Annotated in this window: 19 protein-coding genes and 1 tRNA gene; 9 read left to right on the plus strand and 11 right to left on the minus strand. The window is 62.6% G+C overall.

The annotated features are described in order from the left end of the window. Nucleotides 1–507 precede the first annotated feature (507 nt). Together B015_RS0108845 and B015_RS0108850 are read right to left on the minus strand one after the other, a co-directional pair. Nucleotides 508–581, minus strand: a tRNA-Gln gene (locus B015_RS0108845). Between the two features lie 115 nt (nucleotides 582–696). Next, complete coding sequence (locus tag B015_RS0108850) at nucleotides 697–1,641, minus strand: YbhN family protein (RefSeq protein ID WP_018427329.1); 945 nt, start codon at nucleotides 1,639–1,641, stop codon at nucleotides 697–699. Between the two features lie 231 nt (nucleotides 1,642–1,872). On the opposite strand from B015_RS0108850, the gene B015_RS0108855 reads away from it, so the two are divergent. Then, a complete protein-coding gene (locus B015_RS0108855; RefSeq protein ID WP_245262140.1) occupies nucleotides 1,873–3,285 on the plus strand; it encodes a Ppx/GppA phosphatase family protein in 1,413 nt (470 codons plus the stop codon). Beyond that, the gene (locus B015_RS0108860; protein WP_018427331.1) at nucleotides 3,282–4,004 is read left to right on the plus strand and encodes an RlmE family RNA methyltransferase; all 723 of its coding nucleotides are present in this window, start codon (nucleotides 3,282–3,284) and stop codon (nucleotides 4,002–4,004) included. The genes B015_RS0108855 and B015_RS0108860 overlap by 4 nt, the downstream gene beginning before the upstream one ends. Here B015_RS0108860 and B015_RS0108865 read toward each other — a convergent pair. The 3 genes from B015_RS0108865 to B015_RS0108875 all read right to left on the minus strand — a co-directional run bounded on the left by B015_RS0108865 (nucleotide 3,999) and on the right by B015_RS0108875 (nucleotide 7,676). After that, on the minus strand, nucleotides 3,999–5,408 hold the full coding sequence (locus B015_RS0108865; RefSeq protein WP_026227052.1) for an MFS transporter: 1,410 nt from the start codon (nucleotides 5,406–5,408) through the stop codon (nucleotides 3,999–4,001). The two genes, B015_RS0108860 and B015_RS0108865, sit on opposite strands and share 6 nt — an antisense overlap. 110 nt (nucleotides 5,409–5,518) lie before the next feature. After that, entirely contained in the window at nucleotides 5,519–6,586 is a 1,068-nt protein-coding gene (locus B015_RS0108870; RefSeq protein ID WP_018427333.1) for a M48 family metallopeptidase, read from the minus strand. Then, on the minus strand, nucleotides 6,576–7,676 hold the full coding sequence (locus B015_RS0108875; protein WP_018427334.1) for a YjgN family protein: 1,101 nt from the start codon (nucleotides 7,674–7,676) through the stop codon (nucleotides 6,576–6,578). Before B015_RS0108875 ends, B015_RS0108870 begins: the two co-directional genes overlap by 11 nt. A gap of 248 nt (nucleotides 7,677–7,924) precedes the next feature. On the opposite strand from B015_RS0108875, the gene guaB reads away from it, so the two are divergent. Together guaB and B015_RS0108885 are read left to right on the plus strand one after the other, a co-directional pair. Further along, complete coding sequence (gene guaB / locus B015_RS0108880; protein ID WP_018427335.1) at nucleotides 7,925–9,427, plus strand: IMP dehydrogenase; 1,503 nt, start codon at nucleotides 7,925–7,927, stop codon at nucleotides 9,425–9,427. Further along, entirely contained in the window at nucleotides 9,424–10,008 is a 585-nt protein-coding gene (locus B015_RS0108885) for a hypothetical protein (RefSeq protein WP_018427336.1), read from the plus strand. The genes guaB and B015_RS0108885 overlap by 4 nt, the downstream gene beginning before the upstream one ends. A gap of 5 nt (nucleotides 10,009–10,013) precedes the next feature. Here the strand turns inward: B015_RS0108885 and B015_RS0108890 are convergent, their stop codons facing one another. Then, nucleotides 10,014–11,123: a hypothetical protein gene (locus tag B015_RS0108890; protein ID WP_018427337.1), complete on the minus strand. Its 1,110-nt coding sequence runs from the start codon at nucleotides 11,121–11,123 to the stop codon at nucleotides 10,014–10,016. A gap of 125 nt (nucleotides 11,124–11,248) precedes the next feature. Between B015_RS0108890 and B015_RS0108895 the strand changes: the two genes are divergently transcribed. Then, complete coding sequence (locus B015_RS0108895) at nucleotides 11,249–11,668, plus strand: MAPEG family protein (protein WP_018427338.1); 420 nt, start codon at nucleotides 11,249–11,251, stop codon at nucleotides 11,666–11,668. Nucleotides 11,669–11,695: 27 nt separating this feature from the next. Here B015_RS0108895 and rnd read toward each other — a convergent pair whose 3' ends face one another. Together rnd and B015_RS0108905 are read right to left on the minus strand one after the other, a co-directional pair. After that, nucleotides 11,696–12,853, minus strand: a complete 1,158-nt coding sequence (gene rnd, locus B015_RS0108900) for a ribonuclease D (RefSeq protein ID WP_018427339.1) — start codon at nucleotides 12,851–12,853, stop codon at nucleotides 11,696–11,698. Nucleotides 12,854–12,935: 82 nt separating this feature from the next. Further along, entirely contained in the window at nucleotides 12,936–14,180 is a 1,245-nt protein-coding gene (locus B015_RS0108905; protein WP_018427340.1) for an MFS transporter, read from the minus strand. Between the two features lie 155 nt (nucleotides 14,181–14,335). Between B015_RS0108905 and B015_RS0108910 the strand changes: the two genes are divergently transcribed. Next, nucleotides 14,336–14,752, plus strand: a complete 417-nt coding sequence (locus tag B015_RS0108910; protein WP_018427341.1) for a GNAT family N-acetyltransferase — start codon at nucleotides 14,336–14,338, stop codon at nucleotides 14,750–14,752. Nucleotides 14,753–14,889: 137 nt separating this feature from the next. Next, nucleotides 14,890–16,680: an aspartate--tRNA ligase gene (aspS, locus tag B015_RS0108915; protein WP_026227054.1), complete on the plus strand. Its 1,791-nt coding sequence runs from the start codon at nucleotides 14,890–14,892 to the stop codon at nucleotides 16,678–16,680. Nucleotides 16,681–16,778: 98 nt separating this feature from the next. Here the strand turns inward: aspS and B015_RS0108920 are convergent, their stop codons facing one another. Then, entirely contained in the window at nucleotides 16,779–17,975 is a 1,197-nt protein-coding gene (locus B015_RS0108920) for a hypothetical protein (RefSeq protein ID WP_018427343.1), read from the minus strand. A gap of 262 nt (nucleotides 17,976–18,237) precedes the next feature. Between B015_RS0108920 and parC the strand changes: the two genes are divergently transcribed. Both parC and B015_RS0108930 read left to right on the plus strand, forming a co-directional pair. Next, the gene (parC, locus tag B015_RS0108925; RefSeq protein WP_018427344.1) at nucleotides 18,238–20,541 is read left to right on the plus strand and encodes a DNA topoisomerase IV subunit A; all 2,304 of its coding nucleotides are present in this window, start codon (nucleotides 18,238–18,240) and stop codon (nucleotides 20,539–20,541) included. A gap of 136 nt (nucleotides 20,542–20,677) precedes the next feature. Next, on the plus strand, nucleotides 20,678–21,904 hold the full coding sequence (locus B015_RS0108930; RefSeq protein WP_026227056.1) for an AI-2E family transporter: 1,227 nt from the start codon (nucleotides 20,678–20,680) through the stop codon (nucleotides 21,902–21,904). Between the two features lie 7 nt (nucleotides 21,905–21,911). Here B015_RS0108930 and B015_RS0108935 read toward each other — a convergent pair whose 3' ends face one another. Together B015_RS0108935 and B015_RS0108940 are read right to left on the minus strand one after the other, a co-directional pair. Further along, nucleotides 21,912–22,802, minus strand: a complete 891-nt coding sequence (locus tag B015_RS0108935) for a DMT family transporter (protein WP_018427346.1) — start codon at nucleotides 22,800–22,802, stop codon at nucleotides 21,912–21,914. Nucleotides 22,803–22,868: 66 nt separating this feature from the next. Further along, entirely contained in the window at nucleotides 22,869–23,618 is a 750-nt protein-coding gene (locus tag B015_RS0108940) for an arginyltransferase (protein WP_018427347.1), read from the minus strand. Between the last annotated feature and the right edge of the window lie 134 nt (nucleotides 23,619–23,752).

A 23,752-nucleotide genomic window follows, 5' to 3' on the forward strand; every position in this document is an offset into this window, starting at 1 on the left:
TGCTAAAGTCTCAGCTGGCAATCCGCAATTCTTGCGGTTCTTATGCCTGCCGGCGTGATGTCGTGCCGCGTTGGACCGGCGTGTCGTCCGGCCTTGTCTTGCGCAAGGCGGCAGGCCCAGGGCCACGCATGTAGTGCTTCTCCGGATGATATCGTTCACGCGTGCCGGTGCCCAACAATTCGGTAACGGTCCTCATAAGGACGAACAGTTTTTGAAGCGATGGCATTTGATTACGTCGGTCAACGGGATTGATGAGACGCTATCAGCACCGTGAAGGCATTACGTATAGCGACTGTGACCAACTGCATTCCTGGAAGGAATGGCAATCAGGCTGAGGCCTGCGAACAAGGTCGGTAAGCTGCTATCGCGGCAATTGCTTGCCAGGGCTTTCTTGCTGTTTGGGAGCGGTGCGCGGGCGAAGAGGCTCGAAATCAAGGAAACTTGATTGCAACACAGTGCGGGACGCTGGCTTGTCCTGCAAGAAAATGCGCTGGTCACGAGAAATAGTGGCTGGGGAACCTGGATTCGAACCAGGACTAACGGAGTCAGAGTCCGTGGGTCTACCGTTAACCTATTCCCCAACGAGGCCGATCTTCAGTTCGGCCGCGACGCAGTCATCAACAACGCCGCCGGTGCGCGCCTTGTAACCGGAGCCGGAAAATAGTCAACCCCGCAAGACGCGCCAATTTTTGATTTTCACACATCGCCCTCGCGGCCGCGCCGGCCGAACTGCGAATGCTCGAAGCCGAGCACCGCAATCACGCCCAGGATCAGCGGAATGATGAGGTAGAACAGCCGGAAGACGAGCAGGGCGGCAAGCACAGCTGCCGGATCCATTTCCGACAGGCCGGTGAGGAACACGACCTCGAGCACGCCAAGGCCGCCTGGCGCATGCGAAGCCTGCGCCACCGCAAACGAGAACAGGAAAATGCCGAGCACGATCAGGAAGCCCGGATTGTTTTCTGCCGGCAGGGCGAAATAGATGATCGCAGCGGCAGCGACGATCTCGAGCGGGCCGATGATCAGCTGGCGCGCGACGATCGGCAGGGCAGGGTAGTGCAGACGGAACTTGCCGATCGCCAGCGGCTTGAGATGCAGCCAGCTGCCGAACACATAGGCAGCGACGAACACCAGCATGGCGATGCCGAGCGCGATCCACCAGGCTTCGTGGCTGCCTTCGGTATAGCGGTCGAGCAGTCCGGGTTCGATCAGGATCACCACGCCGCCGACGAGCACCGAGGACAAGACGAAGGTGAACCAGCAGATCGCCACCAGCACACCGACATCCTGGCCGGTCAGCCCCTTTGTGCCATAGGCCCGGTAGCGGATGACCGCCCCCGAAAAGACCGAGCCGCCGATGTTGTGCGACAGGGCATAGGTGGTGAAGGAACAGACGGTGACGAAGAACCAGGAGACGCGCTTGCCGATATGCAGCAGCGCGATGTGGTCGTAGCCTGCAAGGGCAGCATAGGCGACGATGGAACTGAGCGCCGCCAACAACCAGCCATGCGCAGGGATGGCCTCAAGCCCGCTCCAGACATCTTCGAGGGAGATTTCGCGCCACTCGTGATAGAGCAGCCAAGCAGATACGGCGACAGCGCCGAGCCCGACGACGGGCCAGATATAATCTTTGATTCTCATGCGGTTGAGCTTGCCCGCTCCTTTCGCTCCTGCGTTTCTTCCCCTCGTTGGGCCGCATCGCCGCTCGCTTTGGGCGACCCATGTATGAGGTTTGCCTGATCGACGCCGGCTATTCAACCCAAGGCGTTGCTTTCTGTGCGGAAAGGGGCAGTACAGGGTGCGCCGGCAAAAATACGCAGGCGTGGCCTTGGTGATCGTGGCCGGCACTGATAGTCTCATTTTCAACACAAGATGAAATGCGCGTGCAGCGTCCGAAAGGTTCGCGCGGCGCCGGAAGGAAATTGCAAGGTGAAGGACCGCGAAGCTGACGCTGGCGCGTCGGATGCGGGTGTCCCAGGGGATGGTCCGTCGCCGCAAGGCACGGGGCGGTTCCAACGTGGCCGCAAAGCCACGGCGCGGCCGCAGAATGGCCAGGCCAACGGGGATGTCACGCAGCAAAAGACCAGGAAGAGGCGTAAGCGCCGCCGCGGACGCAAGGTTTTTGCGCGCGACGGCGCGCAGCCGCAGGCAGCTGGAGATGGTGCCGCGGCGGCCGCACATGCCGTGCCGAGCAAGTCTGCGACAGCACCGGCCACTCAGCCGAAACCTGCGGCAAAGCCCGCCCAATCCGATTTGCCGCGACGGCCTGCGGTCTCGGACCTGCCTGTCTTTGCCGCGCTCGACCTCGGTACCAACAATTGCCGCCTGCTGGTGGCAGTGCCTGGCCGACCCGGTCAATTCCGCGTCATCGATGCCTTTTCGCGCATCGTCCGGCTGGGCGAAGGACTTTCGGCGTCGGGGCGGCTGGGCAAGCCGGCCATGGACCGGGCCATCGAGGCGCTCAAGATCTGCGGCGACAAGCTGCGCAACCGCAAGATCAGGCGGGCGCGCCTGATCGCCACCGAGGCCTGCCGCTCGGCCGAGAATGGTGAGGAGTTCATCGACCGCGTCGAGCGCGAAGCCGGGCTGAAACTCGAGATCATCGACCGCCAGACCGAGGCGCGGCTTGCCGTCTCCGGCTGTGGCTCGCTGGTCGAGCGCGACACCGATGGCGTCGTGCTGTTCGACATCGGCGGCGGATCGTCCGAGATCGCGCTGATCGACGTCTCGCGGCACCGCTCGCCGCGACTTGCGAATCACATCGTCTCCTGGACATCGCTGCCGGTGGGCGTCGTCTCGCTCGCCGAGCGTTTCGGCGGCCGCACGGTGACGCGCGAGATTTTTGCCGCCATGGTCGACGATGTTGCAGCCCGCCTGCATGCCTTCGACGGGCGCGACCGGCTCAGCCACATCGTCGCGAGCCCGAAATTCCACCTGCTCGGCACGTCGGGCACGGTCACCACGCTGGCTGGCGTGCATCTGGAACTCGAACGCTACGACCGTCGACGTGTCGACGGTCTGTGGATGGACGGCACCAGTGTCGATCGCATGATCGAGAAGGTGCTCGGCTGGGATTTTCACGAGCGCGTGGCCAACCCCTGCATCGGCGCCGACAGGGCTGACCTTGTGCTGGCAGGCTGCGCTATACTTGAGGCCATTCGCGCCGTATGGCCGTCCGAGCGGCTCAGGGTTGCCGACCGCGGCCTGCGCGAGGGCATATTGAGCGAACTGATGGCCGATGACGGCGTGTGGCGGCGCAACTGGCGGAGCGGACAGCGCGGATGACCAAGAAACCGACCAAGTCAGGCACTTCTGCAGGCGCGACCCGCGTTCTCCGGACCAAGATCAAGAAGAAGAGCGGGCTCAAGGAATCGTCGCGCCGCTGGCTCGAACGCCACATGAACGACCCTTACGTGCAGCGCTCGAAGGCGGATGGTTATCGGTCTCGCGCGGCCTACAAGCTGATTGAGATCGACGACAAGCACCATCTGCTCAAGCCGGGCCAGAAGGTTATCGATCTCGGGGCCGCACCCGGCGGCTGGTGCCAGGTGGCGGCAGCCCGCACAAGTTCGACGGCCGAAAACCCGCATGTCGTTGGCATCGATTATCTCGAGATGGACGCCGTTCCAGGCGCGCCCGTCCTGTTGATGGATTTCCTCGACGACGATGCTCCGGCTCGCCTGTCGGAGGCGCTTGGTGGCGCACCCGACCTGGTATTGTCAGATATGGCGGCGCCGACGACCGGTCATCGTCGCACTGATCACATCCGCACGATGCATCTGTGCGAAGTGGCGGCCGATTTTGCCATTTCGGTGCTTAAGCCAGGTGGCCATTTCCTCGCCAAGACGTTCCAGGGCGGAACCGAGGCCGATCTTCTGACCTTGCTCAAGAAAAACTTCCGCACCGTCCATCACGTCAAGCCGCCGGCATCGCGTGACGAATCGGCCGAACTCTATCTGCTCGCCAAGGACTTCAAGGGCCGCAGCGAACCCGAACAGTCATAGCTGCTGCGGCTCTTCCGCCGGCATTTCGGACTTGCGGTGGCCTGAGATGGCGCCGCCGGCATCGGGCGCCATCCGCGCGAACATCAGGATCGGCATTGCCGTGATCACGGCAATGACCAGGAAGGCGAAGGTGAAGCCGGCGCCGCCGATGGCCTGGTCGGTGAACAGGCTCCAAAGTTCCAGCGCGCCACCGCCAACGGCGACGCCGAGGGCAACCGTGATCTGCTGTGCCGCCGCCGAAATCGCCGTTGCCTGTCCGCTCTGGGCCGGTTCCACGTCGGCGAATACCAAGGCGTTGGACGAGGTGAAGAACAGCGAGCGCAGGAAGCCCGCCAGGAACAGCACCGACAGCACCACCAGATAAGGCGTCTGCGCGGTGAAGAAGCCGTTGATCGCAATCAGGCAGGCCGACGCTCCCGAGGCGACGAGCAGCACGGTGCGAAAGCCGATCAAGCGTAGGATGCGTGGCGCCACGAACTTCATCGACAGCGCGCCCGCGGCGGTGGCGAAGGTGATCATGCCCGATTGGAATGGCGTCAGCCCGAAGCCCAGCTGGAACAGCAGCGGCAGCAGGAAGGGCGTTGCACCGACGCCGATGCGAAACAGCGAGCCGCCGACGATGGCGGTCCTGAAGACCGGGTTGGAGAACAGCTTGAGATCGAGCAGCGGATAGGCCGTCTGCCGCGCGTGCTGGATGTAGAGCAGGGCGCAGACCACGCCGACGCTGATGGTCATGGCTCCCACGACGGGCGGCAGCGCCGGCAGGCTGACGACCGAAAGGCCGAAGACGATGCCCGATGCCGCAATCGCCGACAGGAAGAAGCCTTTGACATCGACGGGCTGCGTCGGCTCCGGCGGAATTTCAGGCAGGAAGCGCCCCGACAGCCAGATGCCGACGATGCCGATCGGGATATTGATCAAGAAGATCCAGTGCCAGGCGAAGAAGGTGGTGATGAAGCCGCCCACGGGCGGCCCGACCAACGGGCCGATGAGAGCAGGGATCGTCAGCGTCGCCATCGCCGAGACAAGTCCGCTCTTTTCGGTCGTCCGCACGAGCACCAGACGCGCCACCGGCGTCATCATCGAGCCGCCCATTCCTTGCAGGAAGCGCGCCAGCACGAAGGCGCCCAGCGAGTTTGACAGCGCACAGGCGATCGAGCCGACCATGAACACGCCGATTGCCACGCGGAACACACGCTTGGCGCCGAAGCGGTCGGCCATCCACGAACTGATCGGAATGAAGATGGCGAGCGAGACGAGATAGGCGGTGAGTGCCAGCTTCAGCGCAATCGGGCTTGTGCCGATGTCGGTGGCGATCGCCGGCAGCGACGTGGAGATCACGGTCGAGTCCATGTTCTCCATGAACAATGCAACCGCGAGAATGAGCGGGGTGGTTCGGTTTATGGATGCACTCGACATTGAGCTACTCTGGGCAACGGCTGGCTGGCCGATTGGTGGGCTATCACGGAAATGCCAACCTGTCCGCTGCCAGGGCCGGTTGCTGCTCGGGCCAGTCAGTTCGAGGCGGTAATCTCGCGGGCATAACGTTGTGTTTCGGCGATGCGTTCCGGGGTTGCAGGGTGTGTTGACAGAAAGTTGCCTTCGGCGTGATCGCCGAGCTTGTTACGCAAAAGTTCGAAGAAGCGGGCAATGGCGGCGGGGTCCTTGCCGGCCTTGTGCATGAGCTCCACGCTGAAACGGTCGGCGTCGGTCTCGGCGTCGCGCGAGTAAGACAGGCTGAGCAAGGCCGCGCCCTGGACCATGATGTCTTCGGTTCCCGAACCGATGTCGCCGCCGATCAGCATGATAAGTGCCGTAACGCCTGCCGCACGATAAAGCTGACGCAGGCTGTGCCTGTGGTCGACATGGCCGATCTCGTGTCCGAGCACACCAAGGATCATGTCGTTGTCCGCGCCCGCCAGCTCCACCAGCTCATCGGTCAGGACCACGGTTCCATCGGGCAGGGCAAAGGCATTTGGCCCGATGGGACCGCCGGCGCGAAAGTTGAGCGAATAGGCGGGACGCTTCGACGCCGGCTCGTCCGTCAGCGCGACGAGTTCGGCAAAGCCGTCGCTGAGTGACTTCTGGCGTTCAGGGCTGAGCTTGCTCCGCTCGAAGATCGCCTGGTCGAGCGAGGCCAGCGTGCCCTTGCTCATCAGGGTGCTGACCGCAGGTGGGGTGACCGCAACGGCGACCTCGACCAGCAGCGGCACGGCGTAGCGATAGACTGCGGCACCAAGCAGGACGGTTGCAAGCACGAAGGCGATCAGCCGCGGGCGGAACCGCTCCAACTGGTGGATGAAACCGACAGGACCTTTCGCGTGGCGCCCGACAAGCCGGTCGATGCCGTCATTGTCTGATGTCTCGAACACGCCGCTGCCGGGGAAGGTGATCTTCCGGGGGATCGAGCCGACGCGATCGGACACCTTGGTGCCCTGAAATGCGCCCCAGGCAAGCACAGTGCCCGCGCCGTCGGTGACGGAGGTCGTGCCATCGGCGGCAATCGCCAGTCGCGCATCGACGGCTCGGGCTTCTCCCGCTTTCCGCCAAAGGCCGGCGACGGGCGCCTGTTCAGAAGCCAAGGTCGAACCCCTCTACATCAAGGAATTCGGAACCTGTCGCTGTACCTGCGTTCTGCAGGTCGCTGGCATAGGCGTCCAGCGACCCGGTCGTGTCGAGTGCGGTCACCGTCGCCATGTAGCTCGCCATCCTGATCGCCGCCCATGGCCGGGCGAGGCCGAGGGTGAACAACGTGGCGAAGAGATTGCTGATCGAGATCCAGGCAAAGCGCCCGCGGCCGATGGACGAGGCCAGCATGTGCCGCCCATCGATGACGGTTTCGTTGAAGACGACATTGCGGACGCCGGCGCGATAGATCAGGCCGGCCAGCATGACCACCAGGAACAGCGGGATCATTGCGACATACAGGGTGACCACCATCATCCCGATCGACCAGCCGCTGGGATTTGCGCTGTCGATTTCAGGTAGTCCTCCCGACATCAGGATCGCCATCACGATGCCGAAGCCGATTATGCCTCCGCCGATCAGAATGAACGCCGGCAGCCACATCTGGCCGTAGAGCTTGTTCAGCCGGGGATCGCACTCGATTGGCCGCCCGCCATAACGCAGGTTGCCGAGCATGTAGTGCCACATCCAGCGCGAAGAGATGGGCGTGAGCAGCCCGGCGGAGAGATAGATAAGCAGGCCGCCGACAATATAGGCCATGAAAGCCCCCCAATATCCGCCGGTGAAATCGAAGCGGACATTGCGATAGCTCGTCACGCGCGCGTTGAAGCGCAGCCCGCGCATGATGAACCAGGGGATCGCAAACAAGAAGATCGCGAACACGAGCAGGCCGAACACAGGGAAGAAGTTCACGACGACGTTGTAACTGACCAGCATCGCAACGACGATGATGCGCCCGACAAGGATGCGCCATGGCAACGCGTGATAGTCGAAGGTGGCACCGGCAAGATGCGTGTTGCCATAGAAGTAACGCTGGCGGCGCACCTTGGCCCATGCCGAGTAGATGCCAAGTGTGAGGATCGTCAAAAGCACGTTGACGATCCAGATACCGAAATATTCGCGTGGGGTACCCGTGAAGCTGAATGGCTCACGGTGCATTGCGAGACTTGGCACGGCAGCCGGCAGCGGGCCTGACATGTCGTTCATGTTGCTTTGTCCCCTGCAATTCCAGGCTGAATGCCACTCTGAGCACCTTGCCAAAAAAGTGAGTCGGCGCAAGCGGTGGCGATCCCTGCTGCGTCGATTGGCCTGCAACGCGCGCTTTTCATTGGCGCGAAGACGTGTTACCAGCCAGCGCCAATCCTGAAAGGGAAATTGAGGAGTCGGCGCTGCATACCTTTGGTTCCAGCGCCCTTTTTCGCATTCCCTTTTCTGCACATATGTAAGGAGTGGCCATGGCGAAAATCATCGAATCCTCCACCGGCGCGCTGGCGCTCACTTTTGACGACGTGCTGCTGCAGCCCGGTCATTCGGAAGTCATGCCCGGCGAGACAGATATCCGCACCCGCATCGCCGGTGATATCGACCTCAACGTGCCGATCATCTCGGCCGCCATGGACACGGTCACCGAGGCGCGCCTCGCCATTGCCATGGCCCAGGCCGGCGGCATCGGCGTCATCCATCGCAATTTCACGCCGGCCGAGCAGGCCGAGCAGGTCCGCCAGGTCAAGAAGTTCGAATCGGGCATGGTCATCAACCCGGTCACCATCGGGCCGGATGCCACGCTCGCCGACGCGCTGTCCTTGATGCGCCACTATACGATTTCGGGCATTCCGGTCGTCGAGAACGGTGGCACCGGCGGTCAGAAGACCGGCCGTCTGGTCGGCATCCTCACCAATCGCGACGTGCGTTTCGCTTCGGACCCCGCCCAGAAGGTCTACGAGCTGATGACGCGCGAGAACCTGATCACGGTCAAGGAGAACGTCGATCAGGAAGAGGCGAAGCGCCTCCTGCATAAGCACCGCATCGAAAAGCTGCTGGTCGTAGACAAGCAGGGCAATTGCGTCGGTCTCATCACTGTCAAGGACATCGAGAAGTCGCAGCTCAACCCCAATGCCACCAAGGATTCGCAGGGCCGCCTGCGCGCTGCCGCCGCCACCAGCGTCGGCGATGACGGCTTCGAGCGTGCCGAGCGCCTGATCGATGCAGGCGTCGACCTTCTGGTCATCGACACCGCCCACGGCCATTCGCAGCGCGTCCTCGACGCCGTTGCCCGCGCCAAGAAGATCTCGAATTCGGTCCGCATCATGGCCGGCAACGTCGCAACCGCCGAGGGCGCCCAGGCGCTGATCGACGCGGGCGCCGATGCGGTCAAGGTTGGCATCGGCCCCGGCTCGATCTGCACCACCCGCATCGTCGCCGGCGTCGGCGTGCCGCAGCTTTCGGCAATCATGTCGGCGGTGGAAGCGGCGCAGAAGTCGAATGTCACTGTGGTGGCCGACGGCGGCATCAAGTTCTCGGGCGATCTCGCCAAGGCGCTCGCCGCCGGCGCTGGAGCGGCCATGATCGGCTCGCTGCTGGCCGGCACCGACGAGAGCCCGGGCGAGGTCTATCTACACCAGGGCCGCTCCTTCAAGGCCTATCGCGGCATGGGTTCGGTGGGCGCCATGGCGCGCGGTTCGGCCGACCGCTACTTCCAGGCCGAGGTGCGCGACACGCTCAAGCTCGTGCCCGAGGGGATCGAGGGCCAGGTCCCCTACAAGGGCCCGGTTGCAGGCGTGCTGCACCAGCTCGCCGGTGGCCTCAAGGCGGCCATGGGTTATGTCGGCGGCCGCGATCTCGAGGACTTCCGCCAGCGCGCTACCTTCGTGCGCATCTCCAATGCCGGCTTGCGCGAAAGCCACGCCCATGACGTGACCATCACCCGCGAAAGCCCGAATTACCCGGGCGGCGCGTGATCCAAACGATCCTCAGGCTGCGCCGACACGCAGCCGCACTCAGCTTCGCCTCGGCGGCGGTCTTCGCCGCCATGACGATGCTGGAGTTCCTCTACTTCCGCAGATTGAGCGGCGGCATGTCGTCGCTCGATCTCCGGTTCTCGGGTTTTTCCGAGAGCGAGGGCTTTGCCTGGGTGGCGGGCCTCGGTCGCCCCGGCGCCGAGACCATCCTGGTCTGGCATTACCTTACCTTCGATCTGGTCTTCCCGACATTGCTGTCGGCCACGCTGGTCAGTCTGATCCTCAAGTCAGGAGATCGCCTACCGCGCTTTTCAACCCTGTCGGATCGCCTGCGGGCAACCCTCGCGCTGGTTCTGGTGCTGCCTTACACGATATCGGATTACGCCCAGAACCTCGTCGTCGCGCGCATCCTCTCCGACCCGCCATCGGCTGGTGCCGAGGCGATGGCGCTCGCATCCGGTCTGATCGTCGTCAAGTTTGCATTCCTGGCGGTGCCGGTCATTACAATCGCGGCCCTTGTCCTGGCGGCGAGGCGAGCGCGGCCGAATTCAGCTGACCTCGGAAGCCACGGGGCCAGCTGATCGGCTCACAGCCGTATCGAGATTTTCTGCTTCTTCTCGGAGACCGATCCGTCGATGAACTCGAGGTAGTGGGCAAGCAACCCGCGCAGGGTTTCGCCCCTAGTGCGTTCGTTGCGGTCCTTCCTGGCGGCGTCCAGGGACATGGCCGTCAGGTCCAGATCCGGCTCGTGGCCATCCTCGACGGGCGCAGTCTGCCAAGAGGATGCGGCTCCACTTATGCCGCTCAGTGCCTGGACAATGGCCTGTGCCGCCTGTGAACCGTCCGCGCCCGACGGTTCCTTGCTCGCCTGGGCTTCCTTCAGTGCCTTCTGGACTTTCTCCGGAATGGCTGCCGCTTCCTCGAGCTTTTCCTTGGCTTCGGCGGTCTCGATGGCCTTCAAATCCTCGGCGGTCGTTTCCTCGTCAACGACGTCGATCGAGGATTTCTTCTGGCCAACGAGCGTCTCTTCGACCGACTTGGCTCCCCAAGTGACTGCTTCCAACCGTTGCGACGCCTTGCTGCCGGCCTGGCCGGCAAGCCCTTCCGATACCGCCTCGTAGACCCTTTTTGCGGACTCGCCTTCAGGTTCGGCGAATGCTTCGAAGAGGTCGACGACGTTCATGCCGCCGAGGCGGAAGCCAATGGCATCCTCAAGCATCTTCCTGAGACCGCTGTCGCTTGCCAGAAACTCGGTCTTGAATTTTTCGAGGACGAGCTTGGCGACGGCACGAAAGGTAACGCCGTTCTCGCCGGGTTTCGGGATCGAAAAATCGTCCTGCGAGCCGACGCCGATACTCTTGATCAGAGCCTTGTCGCGCCAGCTGTTGCCTTCCTCGACGGCCTTTGGATCGCCGTCACGGCCGACACCCATCTTGCCGTTGAGATAGTCGACGGCCCTCTCGACCATTGCGAACATTGCTTCCATCGGCGTCAGACTGATGCCGAAATAGTGTTCGTTGATCGCCTGCATGTCCTTTGGACGCGCCGGCGTTGCCGGTGCCATTCCGTTGAGCGGCGCCAAGCCCAGACCCGAACCCCGAAGGTCCTCGCGCATCGCGCGCTCGCGTGCGTAGGTTGCCGACTGAATGACAGTCAGGGCAGGCTGATAACGATTGGCAGTTGCCGGAAGCATCATGTTCGGTCGATCATTGAACTGCGTTGGGAAAGCTTCAGCCGAAACCTGTAAATTCTCCATTAAGCACAGCGGGCATGCAATGCTTGAGCTTAACCTGAAATAGATCGCTGATCCGAGGAAAGCTGATGAACCAAACTGCCATCTTCTGGCCCATGCTTGCGCAAGTCTTGCTGGTCTATATCGTCTATGGCGTGCTTTCGGCGCGGCGCCGGAACGCGGTCCGCTCGGGCGAGGCCCGCATCAATCAGTTCAAGACGCGCGCTGCCGAGCCCGAATCGAGCATCACCGCCGCCAACAACATCATCAACCAGTTCGAATTGCCGGTGCTCTTCTACGCCGCCTGCCTGTCGCTCTACATGACGTCAGGCGTGTCTTATGTCGCGCTCGTTCTGGCCTGGCTGTTCGTGACGACGCGCTATGCGCATGCCTGGTTCCACCTGACCACCAACAGGGTCAAGTTCCGCAGCCGGGCATTCATCCTCGGCGCAGCGCTCCTGGCGTTGTTGTGGATCTGGTTTGCGCTGCACCTCGCAGGCGCAGTCTAGGAAGAGGAGGGGGCGAGGCTCTGCGCCTCAGCCCTCGATGTCGAAGATCGCGATGCGGCGCTTGTCGAACTTGATGGCGATCTCGCCGCGCACCAGCCGGAGCGCCGATTCGCCGAACACGGCACGGCGCCAGCCCTGCAGGGCAGGCACGTCGGCGGCTTCGCCTTCGGCGGCGATGCGGTCGATGTCGTCGCCCGAAGCAAGCACTTTGGTCGCTACGCCTTCCTTTTCGGAAACCAGCCTGAGCAGGACCTTGAGCAGTTCGGCTGCGGCGCTCGAGCCTTCCGGCGGCTGGAACGTCTTGGGTAGGCGGGGCATCTGGTCGCGCGGAATGTCGAGTGCCGCATTGACCACGGCAAGCAATGACGCTGCCGGCGACGAGCGCTCCCAGCCCTTGGGCGTGGTGCGCAGCCGGGAGAGTGCTGTGGCATCGCGAGGCGCCTGCTGGGCGATTTCGTAGATGGCGTCGTCCTTGAGCACGCGGCCGCGCGGCACGTTGCGATCGCGCGCCTCGCGCTCGCGCCAGGCGGCAACCGCCTGCACGATGGCGAGCTCCTGCGGCTTGCGCAGCCGCATCTTCAGCCGCTTCCAGGCATCCTCAGGATGCGGGTCGTAAGTATCGCGGGAGGTCAGGACCTCCATTTCCTCGTTCAGCCAGTGGGCGCGGTTCTCGCGCTCCAGTTCGGTCTTGAGGTGCTCGTAGACGCCGATGAGATGGGTGACATCGGCCAGCGCATAGTCGAGCTGCTTTTCCGACAGCGGGCGGTGTCGCCAGTCGGTGAAGCGCGACGACTTGTCGATGCGGCCGCCCGTCACCTTCTGCACGATCTGCTCGTAAGAGACGCTGTCGCCGAAGCCGCAGACCATCGCCGCCACCTGGGTGTCGAAGACAGGGTGCGGAATGAGATTGCCCAGGTGGAAGATGATTTCGATGTCCTGCCGGGCGGCATGGAACACCTTGGTCACCGCTTCGTTGCCCATCAGCCGGAAGAACGGCGCAAGATCGAGGCCGGGCGCCAGGGGGTCGACAAGCGCCGACACGCCGGGTGCCGCCATCTGGATCAGGCAGAGCTCGGGCCAGAAAGTGGTTTCGCGAATGAACTCGGTGTCGACCGTAACGAAATTGGACTTTTCGAGCGCGGCTACGGCAGTTTCGAGTTCTTCCTGGGTCGTTATTACATGCATAATATTGCTTTGGTCAGAACGCGTTGTCTTTCCATTTCAGCCACGCGCCCATTCGTCAAGCGTTCGTCGCGCCGTCCAACGGTTAGACGGCATTTGAATCGTTGCCATTGCCCGTGCGGCCGGCAAAACGGGCGAAAATCGGCGATGTCCTCAACAGGGCGAAGAATCGGCTGCGATGTCCGGCGGGCACAGGAGAGCGCGCGCCCATGCGGTAGGCGATGACGACGATGAAGATGAGGTAGATGCTGGCCGCGAAGGCAAACAGCGAATGCGGCCCATAGCGTTCCATGAACAGCGAGGCGACCAGCGGTCCGGCAATCGCCCCCACCGAGTAGAACAGCATCAGCGCTGCGTTCACCAGTACGAACTCGCCTTTCTCGGCCCGGTCGTTGGCGTGTGCTGCCGACAGCGAGTAGAGCGGCATCGCAAACGAGCCGAAGACGAAGACGAGCGCGAAGTTGGCAATCGTCGAGTTGCCGGCGAGAAACACGAGCATCAGCGCCGAGATCATCGCACCGGCGGTGGTGACGAGCAGCACAAGCCGCCGATCCCACAGATCTGAAAGATAGCCGAGCGGGTACTGGATCAGGGCGCCGCCGATGATGCCGACGCTGACGAAGGTGACGACGTCGGTCACCGACATGCCGATCTGCTCGGCATAGATCGGGCTCATCGTGCGGAAGGCGCTGTTGGTTATGCCGACAAAGATGCAGCCCACGGCGCCAAGCGGCGAAATCTGCCAGGCGCGCTTGAGGTCGAGCTTGACGTCTTCGGGCGGTGTCGGGTTGGAGCGGTCGCCGAGCGACACCGGCACCAGCGACAGCGTGATCATGATCGACATGATGGCGAAGATGGTGAAGCCGCCAGCGCCGAAGACGGGGATCATGAACTGCGCGCCCGTTACCGAGCCGATGTCGATGATGCGGTAAATCGCCAGCACCCGGGCGCGATCGTGGTTGGAGGCGCCGGAGTTGAGCCAGCTTTCCATCACCGTGAAGAGTCCGGCAAAGCAGAAACCTGTGGTGAAGCGGATCAGCGACCACATGAACGGATCAATGATCAGCACCAGCGTCAGCGTCGCGGCCGCGGCGATGGCTGCAAGGGTGGCGAAGGCGCGAACGTGGCCGACGGCCTTCATCATCCGGGTGATGAAGATGCAGCCCAAAAGGAAGCCGATGAAATAGGCCGTTCCCATCAGCCCGATGGTTGCGGGCGTGAAGCCTTCCTGGGCGCCGCGCAATGCGATCAGCGTACCCTGCAGGCCGTTGCCGCCCAGCAAGATGCCAGCCGTGATGAGAAGGGGGATCAGGGGGCGTATGGAGTACATTCGACAGCGCGACAAAAACCTGACTTGGCTACAGTTACCCCGACCGGTCAACGTCTTACCGTCACTGGTGCGACATATTTCGTCGGCTGCGCCAACCTTGGCTTTCAGGTAGCGGATAGCTTGCGCTCCCGCCCTCAGAGCGCAGGGAGCCTGATATGACCACGCTGACCGTCAGCACGAGCATCGACAGCGAAACCGCAAGCCTCATCGGCGACGGGCTTAATGCCTACAACCACAAGGCGGCCGGGCCGCACAACGACCAGGATCTGTGGATCGTCGCCCGCGACGGCCAGGGCATGGTCGCAGGCGGCCTCAAGGGCTCGTCCGAATACACCTGGCTGTTCGTCGAGTGGCTGTGGATCGGACCTCAGCATCGCGGCAGTGGCCTCGGCACGCAGCTTCTTGCCGAAGCAGAGGAAGAAGCCCGCCAGCGCCGCTGCATCGGCGTCCATCTCGATTCGTATACGTTCCAGGCGCCGGAGTTCTACAAGCGGCAGGGATATGAGGAGTTCGGCCGCATCGACGATTATCCGGTCGGTCATTCCAGGGTGTGGCTCAAGAAGCGGTTTTGACCCCACTCTAAGGCGGTCTAAAAACCGCTTTACCTTGACAAAGCCGGGTACGCATGCGCTTTTCGCGCGAATTTTAGGCCCCGGCGCATCAGGCGCTGACGGCGCCGCGCAACAATAGCCCGAACCGGAACTTTGCCATGCACCGTTACCGCAGCCACACCTGCGCACAATTGAGGAAATCCGACGTCGGCTCCGCCGTCCGCCTGTCCGGCTGGGTGCACCGCGTCCGCGACCACGGCGGCCTGCTGTTCATCGACATGCGCGATCATTATGGCCTGACGCAGATCGTCGCCGATCCTGATTCGCCCGCCTTCAAGGTCGCCGAGACCGTGCGCGGCGAGTGGGTCATCCGCGTCGATGGCGAGGTCAAGGCGCGCATGGCCGAGGCCGTCAACGGCAACCTGCCGACCGGCGAGATCGAAGTCTTCGCCAAGGAAATCGAGGTGCTGTCGGTTTCCAAGGAATTGCCGCTGCCGGTGTTCGGCGAGCCGGAATATCCTGAAGACATCCGCCTCAAGTACCGCTTCCTCGACCTGCGTCGTGAAACGCTGCACAAGAACATTGTCGCGCGCACCAAGATCATCGCCGAAATGCGCAACCGCATGGGCGCCGAAGGCTTCACCGAATATTCGACGCCGATCCTGACGGCTTCGTCGCCGGAAGGCGCTCGCGACTTCCTGGTGCCGTCCCGCATCCATCCGGGCAAGTTTTTCGCGCTGCCGCAGGCCCCGCAGCAGTACAAGCAGCTGTTGATGGTCGCTGGCTTTGACCGCTATTTCCAGATCGCGCCGTGCTTCCGCGACGAAGACCCGCGCGCCGACCGCCTGCCGGGCGAATTCTATCAGCTCGACCTCGAAATGAGCTTCGTGACCCAGGAAGACGTCTGGAACACGATGGAGCCGGTGATGCGCGGCGTGTTCGAGAAGTTTGCCGATGGCAAGCCGGTCACCCAGAAGTTCCGCCGCATTCCTTATGACACGGCGCTGCGCACCTACGGCAGCGACAAGCCCGACCTGCGCAACCCGATCGAGCTCCAGGAAGTCACCAGGCATTTCGATGGCTCGGGCTTCAAGGTGTTCGCGGGCATGATCGCCTCGGACCCGAAGGTTGAAGTCTGGGCGATCCCGGCCAAAACAGGCGGCAGCCGCGCATTCTGCGACCGCATGAACGCCTGGGCGCAAAGCGAGGGCCAGCCGGGCCTCGGCTATATCTTCTGGCGCAAGGAAGGCGACAAGCTCGAGGGAGCAGGCCCGATTGCCAAGAACATCGGCGAAGAGCGCACTGAGGCGATCCGCCAGCAGCTTGGCCTGTCGGATGGTGACGCGGCATTCTTCGTTGCTGGCGACCCCAAGAAGTTCGTCTCGTTTGCAGGTGCCGCCCGCACGCGCGCAGGTGAGGAATTGAACCTCGTCGACCGCGACCGCTTCGAGCTTTGCTGGATCATCGACTTCCCGTTCTACGAATGGCTGGAAGACGAAAAGAAGATCGACTTCGCCCACAACCCGTTCTCAATGCCGCAGGGCGGCCTGGATGCGCTGACCAACCAGGACCCGCTGACCATCAAGGCCTATCAATACGACATGGTCTGCAACGGCTTCGAAATCGCATCCGGTTCGATCCGCAACCAGCTGCCCGAGCTGATGGTCAAGGCGTTCGAACTGACCGGCAAGACGCGCGAAGAGGTCGAAGAGCAGTTCGGCGGCCTCTACCGCGCCTTCCAGTACGGCGCGCCGCCGCATGGCGGCATGGCTGCCGGTGTCGATCGCGTCATCATGCTGCTCGTCGGGGCAAAGAACCTGCGTGAAGTGACGCTGTTCCCGATGAACCAGCAGGCGCAGGATCTGCTGATGAACGCTCCGGCCGAAGCCACGCCGCAGCAGCTGCGCGAGCTGTCGCTGCGCGTCGCTGTGGCCAAGAAAGAAGCTTAAGACATCAGCGCAAGCGACTCTTTCGACTCGATAAAGTCACTACAAAAAAGCCCGGCATCGTTGCCGGGCTTTTTCGTTTCAGGCTGGAGCAGCCAGGATCAGTCCTGGTTGGCCTTGACCGTGAGGCCGAGCGTGTTCGGCAGTTCCTTCGGGTTGGCCATGCCGTTGGCGGCCAGCAGCGCGAACGGAACCGGCGAACCGGGCTTGGCCGCGATCTCGAGCGACTTCGGGTCGTCTAGATAGGCCGTCACGGCGTCCGTCACCTGCTTCGTCAGCTCGGCGTTGTTGAGCTCCATCATCATGAACGGCACGATCGCCTTGGCCTGGTTGGCAATGTCCTTGGCCGTCATGCCCTGCTGCTTGGCGACGTAGTCGAGCACCTTGTTGGTGATCGAGTCGTCGTCGAAGCGCACCGTTGCCGCGTTGAAGGTCAGCTGCTGCATCAGGCCGAGCATGGCCAGGCCCTGGGCCGAATTGTCGGCACCCTCAGGCTGGGCAGCCATCTGCTTCTGCAGGTCCTGCACCGACTTCAGGAAGGCCAGCGTGTAGCCGCCGAGGTCGAAGGTCATGCCCAGCGTGCCGGCGTTGTCGACGGTGATGTCGTACTTGGTCAGCGCCATGTTGCCGTCGGTCGGCTGCCATGTGCCGGCCATGTCGAAGCTGCCGCTGATCGCCTGATAGCCGAGAGCGTCGATCACTTCCTTGGACTTGGGGTCCTCGACGAGACTGAGATCGGCCGTGAACTTCTCGGCGCCGCCGGTGAAGTCCATCGCCTTGCCATCCTTCGGCGGCGTGATCTGGGCCTCGAAGTTGCTCATCTGGAAGGCCTGCTTGTCGCCGACCTTGATGCTGACATTCTCGAGTGCCGCCGTCTCGTACATCATGATGGAGCCGAGCGGCTCGGTGGAGCCTTCTGCCGGCAGCGAAACGTTGCCGAGCGTGAACTCGCTCACGTCGACCGTCGCACCGTCCTTGTTGAGATTGTACGGCTCGGTGCTGATCGTCTCGATCTTGTAGCCGCCATTCTCCTCAGTGACCCCGCTGAGCGTCAGCTTACCGATTTCGAAGGGCTTGTCCTCGCCCGCCACCGTGATCGTGGTGCCTTCGAGCACCATCTCGGATGCGTCGCCGGACACGCCGCTCCAGCCGAGGGTCACGTTCTGCAGGGCCATCAGGCCTTTCAGCCGCTCGGCGACCGCCGTGGCGTCCTGCGCAAATGCGCCATGCAGCGGCAAGGCCACGAGAAAGGTTGTAAGTGCGAGCTTGCGGAATGCAGAGCGGTGTTGCGTCATCATGGTTCCCTGAGACTGTGAGGAATCGTTTCGCCTTTCGTCCGTCACGAACTGGACTGGAAGAAGGCACCGTGGCGACAATGGCCGCAATTCGGCGAAAAAGGCAATCGCTGCAATGCAACACGCGTAAAAATGGTGAATGAGCCGCTGATCCAGAGAATGCTACTTTAGCGAGCGGAGAAATTTGTCGCATCCGGGCGCCATCCGCCCTTGCTTTTGCCGACAAGGCTTGCTGCGAATCGCCCGTTCCGTTAGTCCAAACCCCATGGGAAAAGGGCTTGTGCCGCCTGCTGGCGGCAGTGACAACATCGAACCGGTCGACCTCAAGAAGGCGCTCGAAGAGCGCTATCTCGCCTATGCGCTGTCGACCATCATGCATCGGGCGCTGCCCGACGTGCGCGACGGGCTGAAGCCGGTTCATCGCCGCATCATGCATGCCATGCGGCTGCTCAGGCTCAACCCGGACCAGGGCTTTGCCAAATGCGCCCGCATCGTCGGCGAGGTCATGGGCAAGTTCCACCCGCATGGCGACCAGTCTATCTATGACGCGCTGGTGCGCCTGGCGCAGGATTTTTCGGTCCGCTATCCGCTCGTCGACGGGCAGGGCAACTTCGGCAACATCGATGGCGATAGCGCTGCTGCGATGCGCTACACCGAAGCGCGCATGACCGAGGTGTCGGTCTCGCTGCTCGAAGGCATCACCGAGGACGCGGTCGATTACCGCCCGACCTATAACGAGGAGGACGAAGAGCCTGTCGTCCTGCCGGGCGCGTTCCCCAACCTGCTCGCCAATGGCTCGTCCGGCATCGCGGTTGGCATGGCGACGTCGATCCCGCCGCACAATGCGGCCGAGCTGTGCAGTGCTGCCCTCTACCTCATAGACAATCCCGAAGCCTCGGTCACCGACCTGATGACCTCGCCGGGCGAGTGGGACCGTATCAAGGACGATCCCGAGCAGCGCTTTGCTTGCAAGGTGCGCGGTCCCGATTTCCCCACCGGCGGCAGCATCGATGACGACTGGGCGACCATCGTCAATGCCTATGAGACCGGTCGCGGCGGCTTCCGCGTCCGCGCCATGTGGGAGCAGGAGGATCAGGGCAGGGGCACCTGGAACATTGTCGTCACCCAGATCCCCTATGGTGTGCAGAAGGCGCGGCTGATCGAAAAGATCGCCGAGCTGCTGATCGCCCGCAAGTTGCCCTTGCTTGAAGACATCCGCGACGAAAGTGCTGAAGACATCCGCGTCGTCCTGGTGCCCAAGAGCCGAACGGTCGATCCGGGCCTGTTGATGGAATCGCTCTACAAGCTCACCGAGCTTGAAAGCCGCTTCCCGCTCAACATGAATGTCTTGTCGCGCGGCAAGGTGCCGAACGTGCTGTCGCTGAAGAGCGTGCTGCGCGAATGGCTCGACCACCGCCGCGAGGTGCTGGTCCGCCGCTCGAAGTTCCGCCTCGGCGAGATCGAGAAGCGGCTGGAAATCCTCGGCGGCTACCTGATCGCCTATCTCAACATCGATGAGGTCATCCGCATCATCCGCGAGGAGGATGAGCCCAAGCGTGCCATGATGGCGCGCTGGGACCTGACCGACAATCAGGCCGAGGCCATCCTCAACATGCGCCTGAGGGCGTTGCGCAAGCTCGAGGAATTCGAGATCCGCAAAGAGCACGACGCACTCAGCACCGAGAAGAAGCAGATCGAAGCGCTGCTGGCATCCGACACCAAGCAGTGGGCGACCATCAAGTGGGAAGTGAGCCAGGTTCGCGAGCATTACGGACCTGAGACCGAGCTTGGCCGCCGACGCACCAGGTTCACCGATGCGCCCGACCACGACCTGACCGACATCCAGCACGCGATGATCGAGAAGGAGCCGGTGACGGTCGTCGTCTCCGAAAAAGGCTGGCTGCGAGCGATGAAGGGGCATCTCGCCGACTTCTCGCAGCTGTCCTTCAAGGAGGGCGACAGCCTCAAGCTCGCCTTCCATGCCCAGACGACAGACAAGATTCTGGTCTTCACCACGGGCGGAAAATTCTACACCATCGGCGCCGACCGACTGCCGGGCGGCCGCGGCCACGGCGAGCCGATCCGCATCATCGTCGACATGGAAAACGACCAGGACATCGTCACTGCCTTTGTCCACGATCCCAAGCGCAAACTGCTTTTGGCCAGCTACGAAGGCAATGGGTTCGTGGTGCCAGAGGAAGAGGTCGTCGCCAACACCCGCAAGGGCAAGCAGGTGATGAACATCAAGACACCGGATGAAGCCAAGCTGTGCGTGCCGCTGGCCGGCGATCACGTCGCCATCGTCGGCGAAAACCGCAAGATGCTTGTGTTTGCCTTGCAGGAAATCCCCGAGATGACCCGCGGCAAGGGTGTCCGCCTGCAGAAATACAAGGATGGCGGGGTGCTCGACCTGAAGACTTTCGCCATGGAGGCTGGCCTCACATGGCAGGATTCGGCCGAGCGCACCTTCACACGGACGCGTGAAGAGCTGATGGAATGGATCGGCACGCGCGCGACCGCCGGCCGCATGGTGCCCAAGGGCTTCCCGCGCACCGGCCGCTTCGGCTGATGGCACGGGACTTAAGCCCGGTCACAAAGTTTTCGTGCGTGGCGATGTATAAGGCACTATGATCCTCGCACCGGCGACCTTGCTGTCGCCGGGCGTGCAACACGGGTCCACTGCAGGGCCGAGGAGATCAAGGCCCTTGAACGCGAAAGACCCACGCAAACCAGAACGCGAACCGAGATTGCTCGGCCCGGCGACGCCTCTGCGGGCAGCCCTTGTACCGCCATTGTCGGCGGCGCGCTGGCTTCTGGTTCTGATCGTTGCGGCGGGCATCTACTTCTTCCACGGCTTCCTCGTGCCGGTGCTTGCGGCGCTCGTCATCGCCTTTGCCAGCTGGCCGCTCTATCGGCGTTTGCTGGTCGCCGTTGATGGCAACAGGACCATCGGCGCCACGCTGGCGCTGCTGTTCATCATCGCTTTCCTCGTGGTGCCGATCTCGTTCGCCTCGACCTACGCCATCAATGAAATCCGCGAATGGTTCAGCTGGGCCGTAGACACCAACCGGCATGGCGCGCCGACGCCTCTGTGGATCGCCAATTTGCCCATAGCGGGCGAATGGCTGAACGAGCAGTGGACGCGCTACATCGGCCATCCCGGCTCGATCGGCGAACTGATCCAGATCGTCAGCGGCGCCAACATAGGCACCATCTATCGCGGCGTGCTCGCCGCCGGCGGCAGCGCCTTCGGCATTCTGCTGACGTTGCTGTTCATGTTGATTGCACTGTTTTTCACCTATCGCGATGGCGAGCATTTCGTCGGCCAGCTCGACCGTCTCGGCGAGCGCATCCTGCCGATGCGCTGGGAGCGCATCTCGCGCGTCGTGCCCAAGACGATCAGCGCGACAGTCACGGGAATGACACTGATCGCCATCGGCGAAGGCGTGGTGCTGGGCGTCGCATACTGGATTGCCGGCGTACCCTCGCCAGTCACGCTTGGCGTGCTCACCGGCTTCATGGCTCTGATTCCCGGAGGCGCGCCGCTGGCCTTCACCCTGGTGTCGATCTACCTGGTCGCCAGCGGCTCGCCCGTGGCAGGCGTAGCCCTGTTCGCATGGGGCTCGATAGAACTCTTCATTGTCGACAAGACCCTGCGTCCAAAGCTGGTCGGCGGCCCGATCAAGTTGCCGTTCCTGCCGACCTTTTTCGGCCTGATCGGCGGCGTCAAGACGATGGGTTTCCTGGGGCTGTTCATCGGCCCCGTGCTGATGGCGCTGCTGGTCGCCATCTGGCGCGAATGGATCCGTGAGATCGAATTGTCCGACGAGGCGACCCTGATTGCCGCCAACGCCCCGCTGGAAGGCGAGGCACCCCGGGCGCTCGAGCCGCCGCGGGACGAAACCCAGCAGAAGCGTACCCAGGCTGGCTGAGCCTGGGTTAAGCCGCCTGCTGGAGGGCGGCGCCGAAGCGGCGCTTGCGGCTTTCGGAAAGCTGCCAGATTGAATGGGCAACCAGCGTGACGATGAGGATCGCGCCGCCGATCAGGCTGTTGGTCGTCGGCACCTCGGCAAAGATCATCCACACCCAGATTGGCGCCAGCACCGTCTCCAGCAGGTAGAACATCGCGACCTCCGGTCCAGACAGATATTTCGGGCCATTGGCGAGACAGAAGAACGAGATCGGCATTATCACCGCGCCGTTGAAGATGATCCACCACGGCGCGTCGATCTGGAAGCCTGTCTTCGACACCATGAACATCGCAACCAGACAGGGGAAAAGCACGCCGACAAGTGCCGTGAAGCCCATGTCCTTGCCGCTGGCCCGCGAGATGGTGATGGCGGAGGCGATGCAGAACGCCGAGCAGACCGCCATGAAGTCGCCGAACAGATGGCCGGTGCCGATCGAACCGCCGACGATGATCAAAACGCCGCCGACCATGAACAGCATTGCCAGCATGGTTGCGGGGCGTGGCTTCTCACGCAGGAATATCCACGACAGCGCGGCCGCGAAGACCGTGTTGAAGGCGAGGATGAACACCAGGTTTGCCGTAGACGTGTTGTAGACGGCGGTGATGAACGTCACCGAGCCGATGCCGTAGAGGCTCGCCACCACAAGGCCAGCCTTGCCGGGAATGAGTTTCGGCGCGTTGCGATCGAACGAACGCCAGATGGACCAGATCACGATCGCCGCAAGGAATGTCACGCCGCTGCGTGTCATCAGGATCGACCAACTGTTGCCGGCGGCAAGCTTAATCAGAGGAATGTCGACGGTCAGCGCCAGCCCGCCAATCCCGGTCAGCAACAGTCCCTTGGAATGATTGGATTGCATGCCCGCCACGTTTCCCTCTGCCAGATGGTCGACGGCAGCGTGGAAAACGGGCCGGACTGTTCAGCTCTAGCCTTCGAAACGTTCCCAGCCCTTGGGGCCGAGATGCTCCTGCGGCGTGAAGCGCACCTTATAGTTCATCTTGCGCGAACCGTTGACCCAGTAGCCAAGATAGACGTGGGGCAGGCCCATGGCGCGCGCCCGGGCTATATGGTCGAGGATCATGAAGGTGCCAAGCGACCGCTCGTCCATTTCCGGGTTGTAATAGGAATAGACCATCGACAGGCCGTCGGCCATCTTGTCGGTCAGCGCAACCGCCATCAACTCGCCTTGACCCTTGCCGGTGATGAAGCTGTCGGGGCCACGGCGGCGATATTCGATCACCTTGGTGTCCACATGGGTGTCCTCGACCATCATGGCATAGTCGAGCACGGTCATGTCGGACATGCCGCCCCTGCGGTGGCGAGCGTCGAGATAGGAGCGGAACAGCGAATATTGCTCGGTCGACGGCTCTGCGTCGTGCATGGCGCCGATAAGATCGGAATTTCGATCGATCACCCGCCGCATGTTGCGTGTCGGCAGGAACTCCTGCGCCAGGATGCGGACCGAAACACAGGCTCGGCAGGTCTCGCAGGCCGGTCGGTAGGCAATGTTCTGCGACCGCCTGAAACCGCCCTGCGTCAGCAGGTCGTTCATTTCAGGCGCCTTGTCGCCGACAAGATGGGTAAACACCTTCCGTTCGAACTGACCCTCAAGATAGGGGCAGGGAGACGGCGCCGTCAGGAAGAATTGCGGAGAATGGGTAGGATGCTGCGTCATTGCGCGTCAGGAAGACTCCCCACGAACACCCCTAGCTTGGCCTTGGCGGCGAAAATTTCAACATGAATGTGAAGGCAAGTGGGTATTTTGCCTTCACATTTTGGCGCAAGCGCAGGTTTTGACTCGGTTTCTGC

This window comes from Hoeflea sp. 108 (genome assembly GCF_000372965.1).
Classification (GTDB): domain Bacteria; phylum Pseudomonadota; class Alphaproteobacteria; order Rhizobiales; family Rhizobiaceae; genus Aminobacter.